The sequence below is a fragment of the Corallococcus sp. M7 genome, from assembly GCF_054512695.1.
Genome location: NZ_CM137252.1, coordinates 9115800 through 9134523, shown reverse-complemented (window position 1 = coordinate 9134523; position 18724 = coordinate 9115800). Strand labels below are relative to the sequence as shown.

Annotated in this window: 18 protein-coding genes; 7 read left to right on the top strand and 11 right to left on the bottom strand. The window is 71.2% G+C overall.

Annotated elements, in window-relative coordinates:
• Positions 1 to 61: 61 nt before the first annotated feature.
• The 6 genes from ACX114_RS36690 to ACX114_RS36665 form a co-directional block, all read right to left on the bottom strand.
• Positions 62 to 1306, bottom strand: a complete 1245-nt coding sequence (locus ACX114_RS36690; RefSeq protein WP_459292186.1) for a hypothetical protein — start codon at positions 1304 to 1306, stop codon at positions 62 to 64.
• A gap of 8 nt (positions 1307 to 1314) precedes the next feature.
• Complete coding sequence (locus ACX114_RS36685) at positions 1315 to 1626, bottom strand: 4a-hydroxytetrahydrobiopterin dehydratase (protein ID WP_375754950.1); 312 nt, start codon at positions 1624 to 1626, stop codon at positions 1315 to 1317.
• A 75-nt stretch (positions 1627 to 1701) separates the two neighbouring features.
• Positions 1702 to 3186 (bottom strand): glycerol kinase GlpK, encoded by a 1485-nt coding sequence (glpK, locus tag ACX114_RS36680; RefSeq protein ID WP_459292183.1) that lies wholly within the window; start codon positions 3184 to 3186, stop codon positions 1702 to 1704.
• Positions 3187 to 3399: 213 nt separating this feature from the next.
• Positions 3400 to 3636 carry a hypothetical protein gene (locus tag ACX114_RS36675; protein WP_459292182.1) on the bottom strand — a complete coding sequence of 79 codons (237 nt, stop codon included), beginning with the start codon at positions 3634 to 3636 and terminating at the stop codon, positions 3400 to 3402.
• 386 nt (positions 3637 to 4022) lie between these two features.
• Entirely contained in the window at positions 4023 to 5006 is a 984-nt protein-coding gene (locus ACX114_RS36670; protein WP_459292180.1) for an SDR family NAD(P)-dependent oxidoreductase, read from the bottom strand.
• Between the two features lie 874 nt (positions 5007 to 5880).
• Positions 5881 to 6492 carry a TetR/AcrR family transcriptional regulator gene (locus ACX114_RS36665; protein WP_459292178.1) on the bottom strand — a complete coding sequence of 204 codons (612 nt, stop codon included), beginning with the start codon at positions 6490 to 6492 and terminating at the stop codon, positions 5881 to 5883.
• 77 nt (positions 6493 to 6569) lie between these two features.
• On the opposite strand from ACX114_RS36665, the gene ACX114_RS36660 reads away from it, so the two are divergent.
• On the top strand, positions 6570 to 7463 hold the full coding sequence (locus tag ACX114_RS36660) for an NmrA/HSCARG family protein (RefSeq protein ID WP_459292176.1): 894 nt from the start codon (positions 6570 to 6572) through the stop codon (positions 7461 to 7463).
• Here ACX114_RS36660 and ACX114_RS36655 read toward each other — a convergent pair.
• Positions 7460 to 7903, bottom strand: a complete 444-nt coding sequence (locus ACX114_RS36655) for a DUF3574 domain-containing protein (protein ID WP_459292174.1) — start codon at positions 7901 to 7903, stop codon at positions 7460 to 7462. The genes ACX114_RS36660 and ACX114_RS36655 overlap by 4 nt on opposite strands.
• 94 nt (positions 7904 to 7997) lie before the next feature.
• On the opposite strand from ACX114_RS36655, the gene ACX114_RS36650 reads away from it, so the two are divergent.
• Entirely contained in the window at positions 7998 to 8411 is a 414-nt protein-coding gene (locus tag ACX114_RS36650) for a DUF6194 family protein (protein ID WP_459292172.1), read from the top strand.
• A 1-nt stretch (position 8412) separates the two neighbouring features.
• Here ACX114_RS36650 and ACX114_RS36645 read toward each other — a convergent pair whose 3' ends face one another.
• From ACX114_RS36645 to ACX114_RS36635, 3 genes are read right to left on the bottom strand one after another with little or no spacing between them, the layout of a single operon-like run.
• A complete protein-coding gene (locus ACX114_RS36645) occupies positions 8413 to 9615 on the bottom strand; it encodes a lipocalin-like domain-containing protein (protein ID WP_459292170.1) in 1203 nt (400 codons plus the stop codon).
• A gap of 3 nt (positions 9616 to 9618) precedes the next feature.
• On the bottom strand, positions 9619 to 12159 hold the full coding sequence (locus ACX114_RS36640) for an FtsX-like permease family protein (protein WP_459292168.1): 2541 nt from the start codon (positions 12157 to 12159) through the stop codon (positions 9619 to 9621).
• Positions 12156 to 12884, bottom strand: coding sequence for an ABC transporter ATP-binding protein (locus ACX114_RS36635; RefSeq protein ID WP_459292166.1), 729 nt, complete (start codon positions 12882 to 12884; stop codon positions 12156 to 12158). Before ACX114_RS36635 ends, ACX114_RS36640 begins: the two co-directional genes overlap by 4 nt.
• 223 nt (positions 12885 to 13107) lie before the next feature.
• On the opposite strand from ACX114_RS36635, the gene ACX114_RS36630 reads away from it, so the two are divergent.
• The gene (locus ACX114_RS36630; protein ID WP_459292164.1) at positions 13108 to 15228 is read left to right on the top strand and encodes a hybrid sensor histidine kinase/response regulator; all 2121 of its coding nucleotides are present in this window, start codon (positions 13108 to 13110) and stop codon (positions 15226 to 15228) included.
• Here the strand turns inward: ACX114_RS36630 and ACX114_RS36625 are convergent.
• Positions 15179 to 16003: an alpha/beta hydrolase gene (locus tag ACX114_RS36625; RefSeq protein WP_459300383.1), complete on the bottom strand. Its 825-nt coding sequence runs from the start codon at positions 16001 to 16003 to the stop codon at positions 15179 to 15181. The two genes, ACX114_RS36630 and ACX114_RS36625, sit on opposite strands and share 50 nt — an antisense overlap.
• Before the next feature lie 70 nt (positions 16004 to 16073).
• On the opposite strand from ACX114_RS36625, the gene ACX114_RS36620 reads away from it, so the two are divergent.
• The 4 genes from ACX114_RS36620 to ACX114_RS36605 are packed head-to-tail and all read left to right on the top strand — an operon-like array spanning position 16074 to position 18650.
• Positions 16074 to 16367 carry a DUF3467 domain-containing protein gene (locus tag ACX114_RS36620; protein WP_459292162.1) on the top strand — a complete coding sequence of 98 codons (294 nt, stop codon included), beginning with the start codon at positions 16074 to 16076 and terminating at the stop codon, positions 16365 to 16367.
• Between the two features lie 57 nt (positions 16368 to 16424).
• Positions 16425 to 17177, top strand: a complete 753-nt coding sequence (locus ACX114_RS36615) for a hypothetical protein (RefSeq protein WP_459300382.1) — start codon at positions 16425 to 16427, stop codon at positions 17175 to 17177.
• A 43-nt stretch (positions 17178 to 17220) separates the two neighbouring features.
• Positions 17221 to 18120, top strand: a complete 900-nt coding sequence (gene hemF / locus ACX114_RS36610) for an oxygen-dependent coproporphyrinogen oxidase (protein ID WP_459292160.1) — start codon at positions 17221 to 17223, stop codon at positions 18118 to 18120.
• Positions 18120 to 18650: a hypothetical protein gene (locus ACX114_RS36605; protein WP_459292158.1), complete on the top strand. Its 531-nt coding sequence runs from the start codon at positions 18120 to 18122 to the stop codon at positions 18648 to 18650. Before hemF ends, ACX114_RS36605 begins: the two co-directional genes overlap by 1 nt.
• Positions 18651 to 18724 lie beyond the last annotated feature (74 nt).

Sequence of the window (18724 nt, the reverse complement as noted above, 5' to 3'; positions counted from 1 at the left end):
GTGGGCGACGCGAGCACCCACGAAGGTCCTCGCGTTACCCACCCCGGCGCAAAGCCAGACACTACCGCCAGAAGCCGATGGAGACGCCCCAGTTGGAGTAGCGGCTCGCCAGGTCGAACGACGCGGTGATGGACCAGTCCTCCCAGTAGCGCAGCACGAACAGCTCGAAGCCACCGGTGAGGTGCGGCCGGGGGTTCCGATCCCGGAACGGGGACGGCTCCAGCCACGTGCCCGCGCGCAGGCGCAGGAGGCCCGGGAAGGTGTCCCACTCCGCGCCCAGGCGAGGCTGGAAGGTGGCGGTGTCGCCCACGGGCTGCGGCTCCGTGGTGGTGGCCAGCGAGCGCGACGCCACCGCGTTGCTCACGCTGGAGATGAGGTCCACCTGCGCGGTGATGAGCCACCGGCCCGCCAGTGCGTCGCGGGGCTCCTCCTCCGGCACCGGCAGTGCGTCCCCGTCCACCTGGAGCTGCCGCCGGGCGGCGGGGGACAGCCGGTTGTAGCGGTGCGCGCCTTCGCCCAACCGCCAGCTGGCGCCCAGCGACAGCACCGCGGGGGACACCACGGCCGCGTAGATCTGCCGGCCCGCGATGAAGGGGCTCTGGTCGTCATCGCGGCGCCAGCCCGCCACCACCTCCGGGCGCACCGACACGCCAATGCGGTAGGGGCGCCCATGCGGACGGAAGAGCATGTCCACCGCCACGCCGGTGTCGCCGTAGCGCCAGGACTGGTCGCCCAGCTCACTGAAGCTGGCCTGCGCGGAGAAGATGCCCAGCGACAGGATGAAGTCGTCCTGGCCGAAGGCGATGGAGCCCGCGAGCGTGGACTGGGTGAGGGAGACGCGCAGCTTCTCGCCCTCGCCCCGGCAGCCCAGGGTGAGGCAGTAGCCGGTGCGGCTGTTGCGCCACAGGAAGCCGATGCCGAAGCGCTTGTATTGCAACATCAGCGCGCCCAGCAGCTGGCGGCTGTCCACGGATTCGTCGGCCTGGCCGTCGTTGTCCACGTCCCGGCGCTTGGTGCCGGTGAAGGGCAGGTCCAGCCAGGACAGGGTGACGCCCAGGTCCCAGTCGCGCTCCAGCGACGGGCTGCGCTGGGCCAGGGCGGCCAGGTTGCTGGACACGCCCGCCGCGCCCTCCGCGATGCCCACGTAGGCGCCGCCCAGGCCCACCACGCGCGCCGACCCCAGCAGCGCGCCGGAGTTGAAATACAGACGTTCCGGACGGGGCTCCGTGGGAGCGTCGTCCTGGGCCAGGGCCGGGAGCGCGGCGAGGAACACCGCGCACACCAGGGCCGCCAGGGTGCCACGCACGCCGTGAATCACCGGACGGCGGCCCCTTCGCCGAAGAGGCGGTCCGCCTCCGCCGCCAGGGAGGTGTCGCGGGACGTGAGGCCGCCCGCGTCGTGCGTCACCAGCGCCAGCGTCACCTTGCGCCACCGGATGTCGATGTCCGGGTGGTGGTCCGCGGCCTCCGCGGCCTTCGCCACGCGCTCCACGAAGGCGATGCCCTCCAGGAACGAGGGCGCTTCGTAGGTGCGGCGGATCATCCCGCCCTCGTGCTTCCAGGCGGGGTGCTGGGTGAGGAAGGTCTGGAGCGCATCCGGGGAGAGCAACGTGCGGTCGTAGGCCATGGCGGCCGTTCTACCCGCTCCCCCGCCCGATGGAAGCCCCGGCGCGTTCAATGCGCCGGGCTCCTTTGTCTCATTTCACGCGCGCGAAACCGCCTGCTTCCACTTTTCCAGGTGGCGCGCTCGCACCTCCGGCTTCATCTTCGGCTTGAAGGTCTTGTCCGCCTTCCACGCGCGGCGGATGGCGTCCGGGCTGGTCCACACGCCCGCGCCCAGGCCGCCCAGGAAGGCCGCGCCCAGGGACGTGGTCTCCAGGTTGCGCGGGCGGACCACTGGCACGCCCAAGAGGTCCGCCTGGTACTGCATGAGCAGGTTGTTGGCCGCGGCGCCGCCGTCCGCCTTGAAGACGGGGATGTTCCGTCCGCTGTCCTTGCGCATGGCCTCCGCCAGGTCGTGGATTTGGAGGGCCACGCCCTCCAGCGTCGCGCGCGCCAGGTGCGCCACGGTGGTGGAGCGGTCGATGCCGGCGAACAGGCCGCGCGCCTCCGGGCGCCAGTGAGGCGCGCCCAGGTCCGCGAGCGCCGGGACGAAGACGACGTCGCCGGAGTCCTTCACGCTGGCGGCGAGCGCCTCCACGTCCGGGGCCTTCTTGATGACCTTGAGGCCGTCGCGCAGCCACTGCACGGCGGCGCCCGCGATGAAGGAGCTGCCCTCCAGCGCATAGTTCGTGGTGTTGCCCAGCTTCCACGCCACGGTGGTGAGCAGCCCCGCGGTGGAGCGCACCGGCTGGGTGCCGGTGTTCATGAGCAGGAAGGCGCCGGTGCCGTAGGTGCACTTGGATTCACCGGGCTCGAAGCACGCCTGCCCGAAGAGGGCCGCCTGCTGGTCGCCGGCCATGCCCGCGACGAGGATGCCGTCCGGCAGGCTGCGCATGCCGCGCGTGGTGCCGTACACCTCCGCGTTGCCGCGAATCTCCGGCAGGCACGCGCGCGGCACGCCCAGGAGCGAGCACAGCTCGTCATCCCAGTTGAGCGTGCGCAGGTCCATCAGCAGCGTGCGGCTGGCGTTGGACACGTCCGTGACGTGGGCGGTGCCGCCGGTGAGCTTGTGCACGAGCCACGAGTCCATGGTGCCGAAGCACACGTCGCCCTTCTCGGCGCGCTTCTTCGCGCCCTTGAGGTGCTGGAAGAACCAGGTGAGCTTGGTGCCGGAGAAGTAGGGGTCCAGCACCAGGCCCGTCACCTCGCGCACGCGGGGCTCCACACCCTGGGCCTTGAGCCGCTGACAGATGTCCGCGGTGCGGCGGTCCTGCCAGACGATGGCGCGGGCCAGGGGCTCGGAGGTCTCACGGTCCCAGAGGCCCGTGGTCTCGCGCTGGTTGGTGATGCCCACCACGGCGATGTCGCTGCCGGTGAGGCCGGCGTCCTTGAGCGCGCGCGCGATGCACCACTCGCTGGTGTTCCAGATGTCGATCAGGTCGTGCTCCACCCACGACGGCTTGGGGAAGTGCTGGGGCAGCTCCTTGTAGGAGCGGCCCACCACCTGCAACCGGGTATCGAGGATGGAGACGTGGGTCCCCGTGGTGCCCTGGTCCAGCGCCAGGACGTATTTCGCCTTCGCCATGCGTGCGGAGCCTCTTTCGTCGGCCAGTGGCCGGACACGGAAGGGGACCCTACTCCAAGCGGAGGCGCCCGCACCCACGGCGCGTGCGGGATGTCAGGCACCGGGAGCAGTCCGTGGAACGCTCCCGTGCCCGCGTGGGGGTGCCGCGACGGCGCGCCTGTCCGGGGGAAGTCCACGGTACTTCCCGGCGCTGCCGCGCGCGGCGGCCCGCTCTCAGTAACCCGTGACCCGCGAGCGGTTGTTGAAGTAGCGGCGCAGGCCGTAGGCGCCCAGGCCCGCGAGAATCATCCGGCCCAGCGAGCCGCCCGCGCCGGAAGACCTGCGTCCCCGGTATCCATAGCCAATGGGACGGCGGCCGTAGGCGCTACGCCCGCGGTTCCAGCCACTGCCCCTGAAGACGCTCCGTTGCGACGCGCCCAGCGCGCCCAGCAGGTTGGATAGCAATGCCATGGTGTCACTCCGTGGTGAGGGGTACGGGGCCCATGCGTCCCCGACGGGGGTCGGACCCGTGAAGGACGCGCGTGCGTTGAAAGGTGGGCCTTACGCCGTGTGTCGACACCCCATGTCGAACAGGGCGCGCGAAAGCCCGTGTCCCGGGCCGGAGGGCAGGCGGGCGGGTTGATGGAGCACGGGGGCTACGGGAACGGCGCGGATCCGGATGCATGGGATTGAGGCGCCCTGGCAGTGGCCGCCTGCCCATCGAACGGAAGCCCTGGCCAGGTGAGGCAAGGCCCACCCGGTTCCATGCCCTGGTGAACGTCTCCAGATTTCCGTCCAGGAAGCCGCGACACGCATGGGGGTCCGTCATCCCTGTGGGGCGGACCCCCATGTTCTTCTCAGGCGCGCGGGATGTGTCCCTGTTCCCGCAGGAATGTGACGGTGCGGGCCACGCCGTCCGCGAGCGGGGTGGGGCGGAAGGCCAGCTCCCGCTGGGCCCTGGCCGCGTTCACGCGGGCCTCCCAACGCATGAAGGACAGCTGGCCGGGCGCGACGAGCGGCGTGAAGGGGAATACGCGCGCGAGCGGCGCGGACACGCGGGCCAGGGCCTCCATCAGGAAGACGGGCGCGACGGCGGGCGGCTTTCCGGCCCCCGCGGCCTGGTGGATGGCGAGCGCGAGGTCCGCGTTGCTGACGAACTGGTCGGCGACGAGGTAGCGCTCGCCGTTGACGCCGTCTTTCGCGGCGGCGAGGTGCACGTCGGTGCAGCCGTCCACGTAGACCACGGACATGCCGCCCGGCGGCAGCAGCGGGGCCTTCTTGTTGAGCAGCTGGATGAAGAAGGAGTTGAGCCCCACGTGCACGGGGCTGGGGCCGTAGACGGCGGCGGGGTTGACGTAGACGACGTCCAGGCCCTGCTGGCGGATGGCCTCCACGGCGCGCTCGGCGTCCTGCTTGGAGCGCTCGTAGACGGTGGGCTTGGGGTGCGGGTCGATATGCGCTTCGGTCAGCTCCCCGCCCCGGGGCGCGGCGAAGACATCCATGGTGGACGTGTAGACCACGCGGCGCACCCTCGCGGCGTGCGCGGCGGACAGGACGTTCACGCTGCCCTGGCGGTTCACGCGGTCGAAGATGGAGTCGTCCCGGTGCCACTGCTCCGGCATGCCCGCGGCGTGGAAGACGAGCTCCACGTCATGCAGGGCGGCGGGCAGGGTGCCCGGCGATGTGACATCTCCCTGAACGAGCTTCACGGAGTCAGGGAGCAGCTTCGCGGCACGGGCCACGTCCCGCACCAGCGCACGGACGGAGGCGCCCTGCTTCACGAGCCGATGGGCGATGGCGTTGCCGATGAGGCCGGTGGCCCCGGTGACGAGGACGTTCATGGGACCGGCAATCTAAGCCCCCAGGCCTCCAAGCTGTACACCGCCGGTCCGACACGGCTCACCACACTGCCTGTCGAACAGGTTCCCGCGGCTCGGATGGGGGGCGCTCCCCGGCCGCGGTCTTCCAAAACCTGTCGGACAGTCGGACAGGTTTCGAGGCGGGCCGGCTGGAACCGCGGCCCCAACGCACAAGGGGCCCAACTTGTCCGACAGTCGGACAGTTTCGCGGCGGTCCGGCTGGAGCGGCCACCCGCGAGCGCGGAGGCCCAAACCTGTCGGACAGTCGGACAGGTTTCCTGGCGGTCTGGCTGGACTGGCCGCCTGCGAGCGTGAAGGTCCAGACCTGTCGGACAGGTTTCCCGGCGGTCCGGCTGGAGCCGCCACCCGCGAGCGTGAAGGTCCAAACCTGTCGGACAGTCGGACAGGTTTCCGAAGCTCGTGTGGAGCACCTGTCCTGAAGCGTGTGCGCTGAACTTGTCGGACAGTCGGACAGGTTTAGCTGCGGCCCGGCTGGAGCGGCCGCCCGCACGTGAAGAGGTCCAAGCCTGTCGGACAGGTGCTCGCGGCTCGGATGGAGCGGGGCCCAGAAGGTGAGTTCGACCTGTCCGACTGTCGGACAGGTTTCGCGGCGGCCTGGCTGGAACGACCGTCCGCAGGTTGTCGGACAGGCTTCCGAGGCCTGGGGGGTTATGGCCCTCTCGCTGCGGTGGACCCGACTTGTCCGACAGTCGGACAGGTTCTGGCGGTGCGCCGCGGACGGGGCGCCCTACTCGGGTCTCTCCCTTTCATTCAGGAAGACAAGTTCATCCCCGAACGGCTGGCCGGGCTTCGGTGCATCGGGGCCTGGGGCTCGTGGCCGTGAGGGCCGCTCGCGTCAGTGCCGCCGCGCGCCGCGGGGCTCGGGGCGGGAGCGCAGCCCGTCGAAGAACATCCCGGTGAGGCGAGGGATGCGCTTGGGATCCGAGGCGTTCTCCGCGGCGGCGAGGGAGATGGCCATCGCCATGCACACCACGTCATCCAGGAGGATGTCGCCTCGCACCTCGCCCGCGCGCTGGGCGGCCTCCAGCAGCCGCTGGCCCTCGGCCGTCGTCGCGTCACAGCCCGCGGTGTGGTTCTTGAGGACGATGCCCAGCGACGCCGCGAGCCCCTTGTACATCCCCGCGGAGTGCACGAGCTCCGCCAGGAAGACGCGCAGCGCTTCGAGCGGTGGCAGGGCCTCCGAGCGTTCGCGACTCTCCTTCGCGAGCGTCACGAGTTGCTCGTCACATGTCGCGGCGAGGAGCGCCTCCCGCGATTCGAAGTGACGGTAGAGCGTGCCGATGCCGACCTCCGCCCGCTTCGCCACGTCGGCGAGCGACGCATCCGCGCCGCGCTCGGAGAACACGTCATGCGCCGCCGTGAGCAGCCGCTCCCGGTTGCGCCGCGCGTCCGCGCGCAAGGCTCCGCCCGTCGCGTCCTCCTGCGGGTTCTTTGGCTGCTTTGTCATTGCCACTTGAAAAACGGAGGATAGCTCCGCATTTAACCGGAGCAATCCTCCGCTTAGCAAGCGAAAGGCAGGACCCGATGGCGACGAAGCGCGAAACCGTATTGGTGCTGGGGGCAACAGGGCAGCAGGGAGGCGCGACGGCGCGGGCATTGCTGAAGGACGGCTGGCGGGTCCGCGCGCTCGTGCGGGACCCGGCGAGCGCCAGGGCCCGGGAGCTCGAAGCGGCGGGCGTGGAGCTGGTGCGTGGGGACATGGGGGACCGCGCGTCGCTCGACCGCGCGGTCGCGGGGGCGTACGGCGTCTTCAGCATCCAGCCCAGCTCGCCACAGGTGCACTACGGCGTCACGGACGACGACGAGGTCCGCTTCGGCACATCCATCGCGGACGCGGCGAAGGCGGCGAGCGTGGAGCACTTCGTCTACACGTCGGTGCTGGGGCTGCGTCCCGGCACGGGTGTGGGCCACTTCGAGACCAAGTGGCGCATCGAGGAGCACGTCCGGGCCAGTGGCCTGCCTGCGACCATCGTGCGGCCGGGGACCTTCATGGAGCTGCTGCTGGTGCCGGACTTCGGCCTGACACGGGGGGCGCTCCAGTTCTTCATCCAGCCGGAGCAGCCCATGCAGTTCATCGCGGGGGAGAACATCGGCGTACTGACCGCGCGCGTGTTCGCGGATCCGCGCACGTACGTGGGGACCACGCTGGAGATGGCGGGGGACTCGCTCACCGGCAACGCGCTCGCGGAGAAGATCGGCCGGGCCACCGGGACGTCCATCTCCTACTCACGGTTTCCGCCAGAGGTGCTCGCGTCGAACCCGATGCTGCGCAAGCTGGTGAAGCTGTTCGAGGATGGCTTCGTGTTCGAGAGCGCGGACATCCCGGCGCTGCGGCGGCTGGCGCCGGGACTGCTCACGTTCGATGCATGGCTGGAGCGCGGGGGCGCCGCGGCGATCCGGGAGCGCTTCGCGGCCTAGAACGCGACGCAGGGCTGGGAGTCGATGCGCAGCACCGACTCCTGGTCGAACTGGCTCTTGTACTCCTCGCGGATGGCTTCGATGTCCGCCGAGCGCGCCGCGCTGCCGTCGTGCAGCAGCACGATGATCTTGCTCTGCTCGTGCACCAGTTCGCCGCTTTCCAACTGGTACTGCCCATAGGCGTCGTACACGGTCAGCCCGTCCTGGAAGCGGGGCGTGACGACCGTGTCCACGAAGGCCTGGAACTCGGCCTCGGTGACGGGCTCGTTGTTCACCCGGTTCCGGCCGAAGTACAGGTCCGTCTGGTACTGCGGATCTCCCACCTGGCAGTCCAGGCCGTCATCGGGGTCACCGCCACACGCCGTGACGCCCGAACCGAGCACGAGGGTCAAGCCCAACAACAGGCGTGAGGCAACCGCGGACATGTCCGAGAATGGCATTGCTTGGACTCCCCCCGAAAGATTGGCATGGGAGCATGACCGGCTGTTTCCGCGCGTGCTAGAGCGACTCCGGTACGACTCGGAGGAGGGCGCCATGACGGGAGCCATCAGCCTGGAAGCGCTGGCGGAGTACATCCAGGACGCGTTCAGGGACGTGCACGTGGACACCTCCACGCCGGACCTCTTCTTCTTCGCGGGAGATGAGCGGAAGCATCCCTTCGCGACCATCGTCACGCGGGACACCGAGTTCGACCACCACTCGGAGCTGGACCGCGACGGGGTGTTCCGGCTGAACCTGGGCGTGAGCCGGGAGAGCTTCCAGAAGCTGTTCCCGGAGCCCGACCCGAACGTGGACTACACGGACCTGGACATGCTCCTGCCCCATCCGGCCTACGCGCGGATGTTCTGGCTGAGCGTGCTCAATCCCAGCCACGAGACGCTCCGGCTGCTGCGCCCGTACCTGAAGGAGGCCCACGACCTCCAGGTGAAGCGGGCCGCCCGGGGCTGAGTCACGGCGTGCGGCTGCGCACGGTCTCGTCGTTGCGAGGCGCGTCCGCGTAGCCCGTCATCTCCAGGTAGCCTCGCCCCTGCACGGGCTGGCCCTCGCGCGTGCCGTCCACCGTCACCGCGCCCTCCCAGTAGCGCACCAGCACCGGCAGCTCCTGGTCCGGCAGCTTCGGCGTCACGGTCAGCTCCAGCGACACCTTGGGGACCTGGACGCGCCAGCCCGCCGGGTACTCGCCGCCGCGCGGGCTCTTCCAGGTGCCTCGTGGCTCCAACCGCATGTCGTCGGCGCTCAGGTGCACGGCCTCACCGGTCGCGGGGATGTACGTGGCGGCGCTGAAGGCGTCCTTCGAACCGTCCTTCTTGCGCAACTGGTAGAGCATCAGCTCACTGCCATCGGAGAGCTGGAGCGCGAACCAGTCCCAGCCCACCTGGTCGCCGCTCAGCGCGCTGGTGCTCCACTCGCGGTCCATCCAGCTCTCGCCCTTCACCTGCACCGTCTGCCCGTCCACCGACACCGTGCCCCGCGAAGGCATGCGCGTCATCGAGTAGTAGTAGGACGCGTTGCCCCGCTCCGCGCCCTTCTGGCTCAAGCCCTTGTCACCCTGGAGCACCGGCGGTTTGCCTTCGTCGAGCGTCAGCTCCAGCGTCACCCCGTCGCCCTGGGCGCGCAGGTGCATGGGCCACGTGCCGCCGTTCGTGCCTTCACTTCGCACGTCCCAGTCCTGAAGCCAGACATGGAAGGGCGTACCGCCCGCGCCCGCGAGTCCCTGGGCCGCTCGGCTGAAACGCTCGGTGACGTGGAACCTCCCGGCGCTCACGTCCGTGAGCGTGAAGTGCCCCATGAAGACCTGCCGCGTGCTCCAGCCGGACTCGCGCTTCGGCTGCTCTGGCGACAGCGCGCTGCGGAACAGCGTGAACTGGTAGCCGAAGGCGCGCCCGTCCTGTGTCTCCAGGTTGCCCGTCCAGTACCACCACTCGGTGCGGAAGTCGGGGTGGGGGCCGTGGTCCTCCGGGAAGTGGAAGGGCCGGGGCTCCATCGCGCGTGCGTAACCTTCCGTGCCGCCGTCTCCACCCATCGCGGACGCGACCGTCATGCCGCCTGGGTTCGCGGGCCCGGTGTCCTCCGTGTCCCGCAGCACCACGCCCACCGCCACGCCTAGCGCGGCGAGCACCAACACCACCCCGATGACGAGTCCCCGCCCCATGCCTCACTCCTCCCGCAGCGCCATGGCCGGGTTCGCCCGCGCCATGCGCCACGCCGGGTACAGCCCCGCGAGCGCCGCCGCCACCAATGCCAGCACCAGCGCCTGTCCCACCACGCCGGGCGCCACCACCAACTGCAACGTCCACCCGAACGAGCGCTGGTTGATGACGTGCACCAGCACGTAGGCCAACGCCAGACCCAGTGGCACGGAGAACAGCCCCGCGAGCAGGCCCAGCAGGCCCGTCTGCAACGACACCATGCCCCACAGTTGTCCCGGCGTGAGCCCCGTCGCGCGCAGCACCGCGAACTCGCGCGCCCGCTCCAGCTGCAACGACATCAGCGCGCTCAGCACGCCCACGAACGCGACGCCAATGGCCAGCAGTCGCAGCACCTGCGTGATGGTGAAGGTCCGGTCGAACACCTCCATCGACGCCTGCCGCAGCGCCCGGTTCGCGCGCACGTTCAACGCCTGCTCACCGCCCGCGCGGTCGCGCACGCGGGCCACCAGTTCGTCCACGTCCTGTCCGGGCGCGGCGAAGAGGGACAGTCCGGACACGCCCCGGTCCTCGTACCAGTGCTCATACGTGGCACGCGGCATCAGCACCGTCCCCACGTCCGAGCCATAGTCGAAGTACACGCCCGCCACGCGGAAGTCGTGCGGCCCCTTGTCGGTGGCCACGCGCAGCGTGTCTCCCGCGTGCACGCCCCGGTGGAACGCGAAGGGCTCCGACACGATGAGCGCGTCCGGTGACGCGTCCAACTGCCGCCACACGTCCTCCGCGCGCCCTTCCTTGAAGCGGTACGTCCGCTCGTGGCCCTTCGCGAAGTCCACCGCCAGCAGGTCCGTGTCCACGTCGTTGATGCGCACGTGGATGACGCGGATGGAGCCGCTCGCCTCGACGCCCGGCGTGGACCGCAGCTTCTCCGCGAGCCCCGGCACCAGCGACGAATCCCCGCGCCGCGCCACCAGCGACGGCGGCGACACGAACACGTCCGCCTGCAACGCGGACTCCAGCCACGCCGCCACCGTGCCGCGGAAGCTGGACACCATCAGGCCCACGCCCACCGTCGTCGCCACCGCGACCATCAGCGCCGCCAGCGCCACCGCCGTGCGCGACAGGCTCGCCGTCACGCCGCGCGCCGCCATGCGCCCCAGTGGACCGAACATCGCGCCCAGCGGCCGCGCCGCCGCCACCGTCAGCTTCTCCGTCACCCAGGGCACCAAGAGGGAGCTGCCCAGCAGCACGCCGAAGAGCCCCGCATACGCGGGCAGCAGCGCCTGCGTGGGCCACGCGAGCACCGCCGCCGAGATGGCCAGGATGATCACCCCCAGCACCGCCAGCCGGGGCGCCCGGTGGCGCGACACGTCCTCCACCGTCGAGCGCCGCAGCGCCGTCACCGGGGCCGCCCGCGCCGCCTCCCACGCGGGCACCAGCGCCGCCAGCACCGTCGCGCCCAGGCCCAGGCTCAGGCCCTTGATCAACGTGAACGGCTCCAGGGTCAGACGCCGCACGTTCACCACGAAGTACAGGTCGTTGATGGTGCGGGTGATGAGGCCCACCAGGCCGCTGGCCATCAGGATGCCCAGCAGCAGCCCCGCGGCGGTGCCCACGATGCCCAGGAGCAGGGCTTCGCCCAGCACCACCGCGAACAGCTCTCCACGCGTCACGCCCACCGCGCGCAGCCGGCCCAGCATCCCGCGCCGCTGCACCACGGAGAACGTCATCGTGTTGTAGATGAGGAACATCCCCACCACGAGCGCCAGCAGCGACAGCGCGGTGAGGTTGGTGCGGAACGCCCGCGTCATCTGCTCCACCGTGCCCGCGCGCCCGGACGTCTGGACCAGCTCCGCGCCCGGCGGCAGCGTGGCCTTGAGCGCCGAGGCCTGCGCTTCTCCGCCCTTCAAGCGCAGGTCCACGCGCGTCAGCCGGCCCTCCAGACCCAGCACCTCCTGCGCGGTGGAGATGTCCGCGATGAGCAGCGATTCCAGTGCGCGCTCCGTCGTCTCCTGCGAAGGCGTCAGCAGGGCCGACACGCGCAGCTCCCGCCGAAGCCCCGTCACCGTCACCGGCAGCGTGTCCCCGGCCTTCACGCCCAGGCTCCGCGCCGTCTTCGCGCCCAGCACCACCGTGCCGGGCCGCGTGAGCAGCGTGCCCACGTCCCCCACCGCGCCTCCGGAGGAGAAGTCCCGGAACGGCGCTTCCGCGAACGGGTCCAATCCCAGCAGCGTGAGCGTGCGGTGGTTGCCGCCCTCCACCTGCACGAAGCCCTGCACCACGGGCGCCGCGTCCGGTGCATCCGGCCGCAGCTTCAGCGCCGTGTAGACGCCCTCCGGCAGGCCGGACGTGCCGCCGGTGATTTGATGCGTGGCTCGGCCCGCGACGACGTCCGTGGACTGCTCGAAGGCGCGCAGCGCGCTGCCGCTCGCCAGGTCGATGGACACCACCACCGCCACGCCCATCGCGATGCCCAGGAGCGACAGCGCCGTGAGCCACGGGTGCCCGCCCAGGTGCCGCAGGCTGGAGCGTGCGAGCAGCGCCCTCATGGCGTCCCCCGTCCGCGCGCGCCGCCGGGGCGCTCCACCAGGCGTCCGTTCTCCATCGTCAGCACGCGGTCCGCGCGCTCCGCCATCGCGGGCTCGTGCGTGACGATGAGCGCGCACGCATGGCCCTGGCGGGTGAGCCCTTCCAGCAGGTCCAACACCTGTCCGCCCGTCTCCTCGTCCAGGTTGCCCGTGGGCTCGTCCGCCAGCAGCAGCGGCGGGGCGTGGGCCAGGGCTCGCGCCACCGCCACGCGCTGCTGTTCTCCGCCGGAGAGCCGGTCCGGGAAGCTGCCCGCGCGCGCGCCCAGGTCCACGCGCTCCAGCAGCTCCCGCGCCCTCGCGCCGGCCTCCGCGCTCGAGCGGCCGAGCAGCTCCAGCGGCAGCCGCACGTTCTCCTCCACCGTCAGCGTGGGCAGCAGGTTGAACGCCTGGAAGATGAAGCCGATGCGCTCGCGGCGCAGCAGCGTGCGGTCCCGCTCCGGCATGCGCCCCAGGTCGCGGCCCTCCACCAGGATTTCGCCGTGCGTCGCCTGGTCGATGCCGCTGATGAGGTTGAGCAGCGTGGACTTGCCGGAGCCGCTGCGGCCCAGCAGCACCACGAACTCGCCCCGGTGCAGGGCGAGCGACGTGCCGGAGAGCACCTCGCGTACGGAATCACCCTCCGCGTAGGACTTGGTGACGGCGCGCAGTTCGACGAGGGGCCGCGAATCGGAGGGAGAGGAAGGCATGCCTGTCATCCGACATAGCCGATGCCCGGCGTCCGGGAGCGTTTCCCCGTCCAACCGGGAGGGATGCCCGCTACTGGACGCCAGCAGCGCCAGGGAGCGCTCAGCCCATGACACCTGGCAGGTTGTCCGGGTTGCTTTTCGTGCGTCCCGACACGTCCCGGTGTTTGATGGCGGCCTCTTCTCGCCGGAAGCCTTGCCTTCCGCGGGGTAGGGGGGGCCACACATGAACGAAGCCCAGGCCGGGTGGGTCGCGGCGTCCGGCAGTGTGCCCCCGCCGCTGCATGAGCTGCTTCAGCAGCTCCCTGCCTTCTTCGGCCTCTACCGCGGCCCCGGCCACCACATCGAGTTCAGCACCTCCACGCGCCTGACGCTGCTCGACACGCGCGGCCAGGTGGGCATCCCGCTGCGCGAGGCCTGCCCCCAACTGGGAGGCCCCGGCTGGCACGAGGCCTGGGACCGCGTCTTCGCCACCGGAGAGGCGCTGCACCTGCGCGAGGCGTCCGCCCGCGCGCGCACCGCCGACGAGGAACTCTTCTTCAACCTGTCCCTGCTGCCGCGACGCGACGCACAGGGGAAGGTGGAGGGCGTGCTCGCCTTCGCGGTGGATGTGACGGAACTCGTGCGCACCCGCCGCGCCGCGTGGACCACCGCGGCCTGGCGCACCGAGCGCCTCCAGGCGATGACCGCCGCGCTCTCCGAAGCGCTCACCCCCGCGCAGGTGGTGGAGGTGGCCGCGCGTGAAGGCGCCCTCGCCATGGGAGCCCTCGCCGGCATGGTGGTGGTGCCCGCGGGAGCGACCCTGGATGTCTTCGAGCGCGCGGCGGCACATGGCTTCTCTCCCGGGGAGCTGGAGGGCTGGCAGCGCTTCGAGGTCTCCGCGACCTGCCCCCTCACGGACGTGACGCGCACCCGCGAGCCCTGCGCGCTGGGCTCGTGGACGGAGTGCATGGCGCGCTACCCGAGGCTCGCGCAGTTATCCCGCGAGCAGCCCCTGGCGGCGTGGGCGTGCGTGCCGCTGGTGAGCAGTGGGCGCGTGTTCGGTTCGCTGGGCCTGGGCTTCGGCGACGCGCGCGACTTCGATGCATCGGAGCGCGCCTTCCTGCTGACGGTGGGCCGCCTGTGCGCGCAGGCGCTGGACCGCGCGCGGCTGTACGACGAGGAGCGCGCGGCCCGGAGCGTCGCGGAGGCCGCCAGCCGCGCCAAGGATGCGTTCCTCGCCACGGTGTCCCATGAGCTGCGCACGCCGCTCACGTCCATCCTCGGCTGGTCGCAGATGCTGCGGCAGGGCCTGCTGGGCGAGGACAAGCGCCAGCGCGCGGTGGAGGCCATCGAGCGCAACGCCCGCGCGCAACGACAGCTCATCGAGGACCTGCTCGACATCAGCCGCATCGCCAGCGGCCGTCTGCGCCTGGAGCCGGTGCCGCTGGAGCTGGGCCACGTGGTGGAGGCGGCGCTGGATGCCGTCAGGCCCACGGCGCTCGCGCGCGAGCTGACGCTCGATGTCTCCGTGGACGCGGACGGCGTGCCGCTGTTCGGCGACCCGGACCGCTTGCAGCAGGTGGTGTGGAACCTGCTCTCCAACGCCATCAAGTTCACGCCGCCCGGAGGCCACGTGAAGGTGTCCGCGCGCACGCGCGACGAGGGCGCGGAGTTGGTGGTGCGCGACGACGGCGAGGGCATCCCCACCGACTTCCTGCCCTTCCTCTTCCAGCGCTTCCAGCAGGCGGACACCGGCGTGAGCCGCCAGCACGGAGGCCTGGGGCTGGGCCTGTCCATCGTGCGGCACCTGGTGGAGCTGCACGGCGGTACGGTGACGGCCGTCAGCGACGGGCTGGGGAAGGGCGCCACGTTCACCGTCGTGCTGCCCCGCTCGCGCATGGGCACGGCCCCGGGCTCCTCGCGCGTGCCGCGTCCCGTGGAGGGACTGACGCTGCCGCGCTTCCCGGAGCTGGAGGGCCAGCGCGTGCTGGTGGTGGATGGCCAGCCGGACGCGCGCGAGTGGATGTCCGTGCTGCTCACCCGCGTGGGCGCGCACGTGCTCACCGCCACCAACGTCACCGACGCCATGGATGAAGTGCGCCGCTCCCCGCCCACGGTGCTGGTGACGGACGTGACGCTGGCCGGGGAGGACGGCTACTCGCTCCTGTACCGGCTGCGCGCGCTGCCCTGGGAGTCCGGAGGCGGCGTGCCCGCGCTCGCCGTCACCGCCGCCGCGCGCCGCGAGGACCGCGACCGGGCGCTGCGCGCCGGCTTCAGCGCCTTCGTCACCAAGCCGCTCGACGCGGTGGAGCTGCTCACGGCGGTGGCGCGCCTTGCCCCTCCGCCCAATCCGGCTGAGCCCTGAAGTCCTCCTCCGAGCGCCACGGCTGGAGGAAGTCTCCCACTTCCCGGGCGAGCCGCGCCCCGCACACGTCGCGCGGGATGATGTGGAAGCCCTCCCGATAGGCCACCTGCCGCACCTCGGGACACGCCTTCATCCGCCGCGCGAGCCAGCGTCCGCCCTCTGGATCCACCACGTGGTCCTGCTCCGCGGTGGCCACCAGCACCGGACAGCGCACCCGGGGCGCGTCCGCCAGCGCCAAATCTTGAAGTCTGCACAGGTCGCGCAGCCGGGCCACCGGGAACGCGGGCAGCACCGGCGCCTGCGCCAGCGTCTCAGGGTCGGAGATGTCCGTGCCGCCCTTGTCCACCCACGGCGTGGTCCATTCGAGCAGCGGCGTGCGGCACAACTGGCGCACCAGGGCCATGCGCGCGCCCCGGAAGCGCACCGCGGGCGCCACCAGCACGAGCGCGTGCACGGCCTCCGGTTGATGCGCGGCCAGCCGCAGCGCCAGCAGCGCGCCCATGGACAGTCCGGCGACGAACACGCGGCGGTGCCCGGAGAGCGACGCCAGCGCCTCGTCCGCGCAGGCCTGCCAGTCGCGGAAGTCCACGTCCAGCATCGCCTCTGGCGTGGTGCCGTGGCCCGGAAGCCGGGGCGCCACCACGCGCATCCCCCGCGCCGCCAGGGCCTCGCCCAGGGGCCGCACCTCCCAGGGGCTGCCGGTGAAGCCGTGCAGCAGCAGACAGGCGTCCGGCCCTCGCCCCAGGGCGAAGGGCGCGGTGGACTCCCCGTCGATGTCCCGCCAGCGCGTGCTCACAGGGAGGACACTGGCCACGGCGGGCCCCAGGCGCTATGCCGCCTGACTCATGGCCGACACTCCGACGAAGCCCCCTGAAGTGCAGCTCCAGGTGCAGATGACCGAAGAGGTGTCCAATGGCCAGTACAGCAACCTGGTCCTGACGAACCACACGGACTCGGAGTTCGTGTTGGACTTCCTCTACGTCCAACCGCAGCAGCCCCTGGCCCGCGTCCGCTCGCGCATCATCACCAGCCCGCGCCACGCCAAGCGGCTGCTGAAGGCCCTCCAGGAGAACGTGCAGCGCTACGAGGCGCGCTTCGGCACCATCGTCCTGGGCGAGGACGAAAGCCCCAAGCACTGAGGGGCCGGGTCCATCGGGACTTTCCCTCCCGGCCATTCCCGGCGCACACTGCGCGGCATCGTGTTCCGAGCCCTCGTGTTCGCCGCTGCCCTGTTGTCCGCCGCCCACGCCTCCGCCCAGTGCACCGGGGACGGAGTGCAGCTGTATCCCGCGCCCGGCGGCATCGTCCCCACCAACATGCGCATCCTGCTGGAAGGCGTGGGCACCGCGAAGTCGCCGGTGCTGGGACTGGTGGGCAAGCCGCTGAAGCTGGTCTCCACCGACCACGAGGTGAAGCTCAAGGTCACCAAGGGCTGGGAGAGCTCCCTGGGCCGCGCCACCGTCATCCTCAAGCTGGCGGAGCCGATGCAGCCGGACAAGCGCTACTTCCTGAACCTCCAGGAGGTGCTCCCCAACGTCGCGCTCCTCAACGGTCAGGTCGGCGCGCAGCCGTCGTGGCTGAGCGGGAAGGGGCCGGACGCCAAGGCCCCCAAGTGGGTGAAGCGCCCCGCCGTGTCGGAGGGCTTCGTGCGCCGCTCGCCCCAGGGCATCGCGCGCTTCGTGAAGCTCAACCTGGCGCTGCGCGAGGAGAGCCCCGCCTTCCTGGTGGTGAAGCTGTCGCCCCGGCGGCTGGGCCTGTCGCCCCAGCAGTACCTGCTGCCCGTGCAGGGCAATACCGCTTATCTGGGCCATGAGGCCTGCGGCGGGGCGTTCTCGCTGGAGGACGGGCGCAGCTATCGCGCACGCATCGAGGCCTTCGATGCGGCGGGCAACCTGGCGCCGTCCACGCCTCCCGTGGACTTCGAGGCCCCGTCCGCCCAGGGCCCCTAGTAGTGTGCCCGCCCGTTCAACCCGAAACAGGGAGACGACGGGCATGACGGCGACGGTGGATGTGGAGGGGTTGAAGGGGCGCATGGCCGCCTTCATCCAGAAGCTCCAGGACGACATCTGCGGAGCGCTGGAGCAGTTGGACGGCCAGGGCCGTTTCCGCGAGGACGCGTGGAGCCGCCCCGGCGGCGGTGGCGGCCGCAGCCGCGTGCTGGAGGACGGCGCCGTCCTGGAGAAGGCGGGCGTCAACATCTCCATCGTCCACGGCGAGCTGGAAGAGGCCTTCGCCAAGAAGCTCCAGGGCGAGGGACGCACCTTCTGGGCCGGTGGCCTGTCGCTGGTGCTGCACCCGAAGAGCCCGCATGTGCCCACCGTGCACGCCAACTACCGCTTCATCCACCAGGGCGGGCGCGCGTGGTTCGGCGGCGGCGCGGACCTGACGCCGTACTACCTGGACGAAGAGGACGCGGCGCACTTCCACCGCACGCTCAAGGCCGCGTGCGACGCGCACGACGCCACGTACTACCCGCGCTTCAAGGCCGCGTGCGATTCGTACTTCCACCTGCGCCACCGGGGCGAGGCGCGCGGCCTGGGCGGCATCTTCTTCGAGAACATGGGCGGTGACCTGGAGCGCGAGTTCTCCTTCGTGCAGGCGTGCGGCAACAGCTTCATCCCCGCGTACCTGCCCATCGCGCGGAAGCACAAGGACACGCCGGTGACGGAAGGACAGCGCTTCTGGCAGGAGGTGCGCCGGGGCCGCTACGTGGAGTTCAACCTCGTCTACGACCGGGGCACCATCTTCGGCCTGGAGACGCAGGGGCGCACGGAGTCCATCCTCATGTCGCTGCCGCCGCGCGTGCGCTGGCGCTACGACCACCACCCGGAGCCCGGCACGCCCGAGGCCCGGCTGGTGGAGGTGCTGCGCAATCCCCGGGAGTGGGCCTGATGTCCGCGTCACCGGAGCCTGGGGAGCCTGGGGCTCCCGGCCCCGCGCGCCCGCGCAACACCGCGGTGCGCACGGGCATCGCCGTCACCGTCTTCGCGGCGATGGCCGCCACCGGCCTGTTCATCGCCCGGCTGTCGGCGATGAGGGCCTCCGGAACCGTGCCGCCGGAGCAGGTGGCCACCGAGGCCCGCGTCCAGGTGCTGGCCCTGTGCGACGCGGTGCAGGGCTTTCGCGACGAGCACGGCGACTACGTGCCCATCGCGCCCAATCCCGTCCCCGTGCCCCAGCGGGGCGAGGCCGTGCCCTTCCCGAAGGACCACGAGGACTTCCGCCGCATCGGCTTCGACCCCGGCCCCGCCGTTCACCTCCAGTACGAGGTGCGGGTGGAGGAGAGCCCCGTGGGTGAACCGGAGGTGTCCTGCCTCGCCCGCGCGGACACGGACGGGGACGGCCTCAACGCCGTGTACCGCGTCCGTCTGGATGCCAACGGGATGACGACGCCCGTGGAGGTGGAGCGCGAGGGGGAGTAGCCCCCCATGCAACTCGGGGTTCTCATTGTGAGAGAATCCCCCGTGATGGGAAACGTCGGCGACATCCGCGGCCC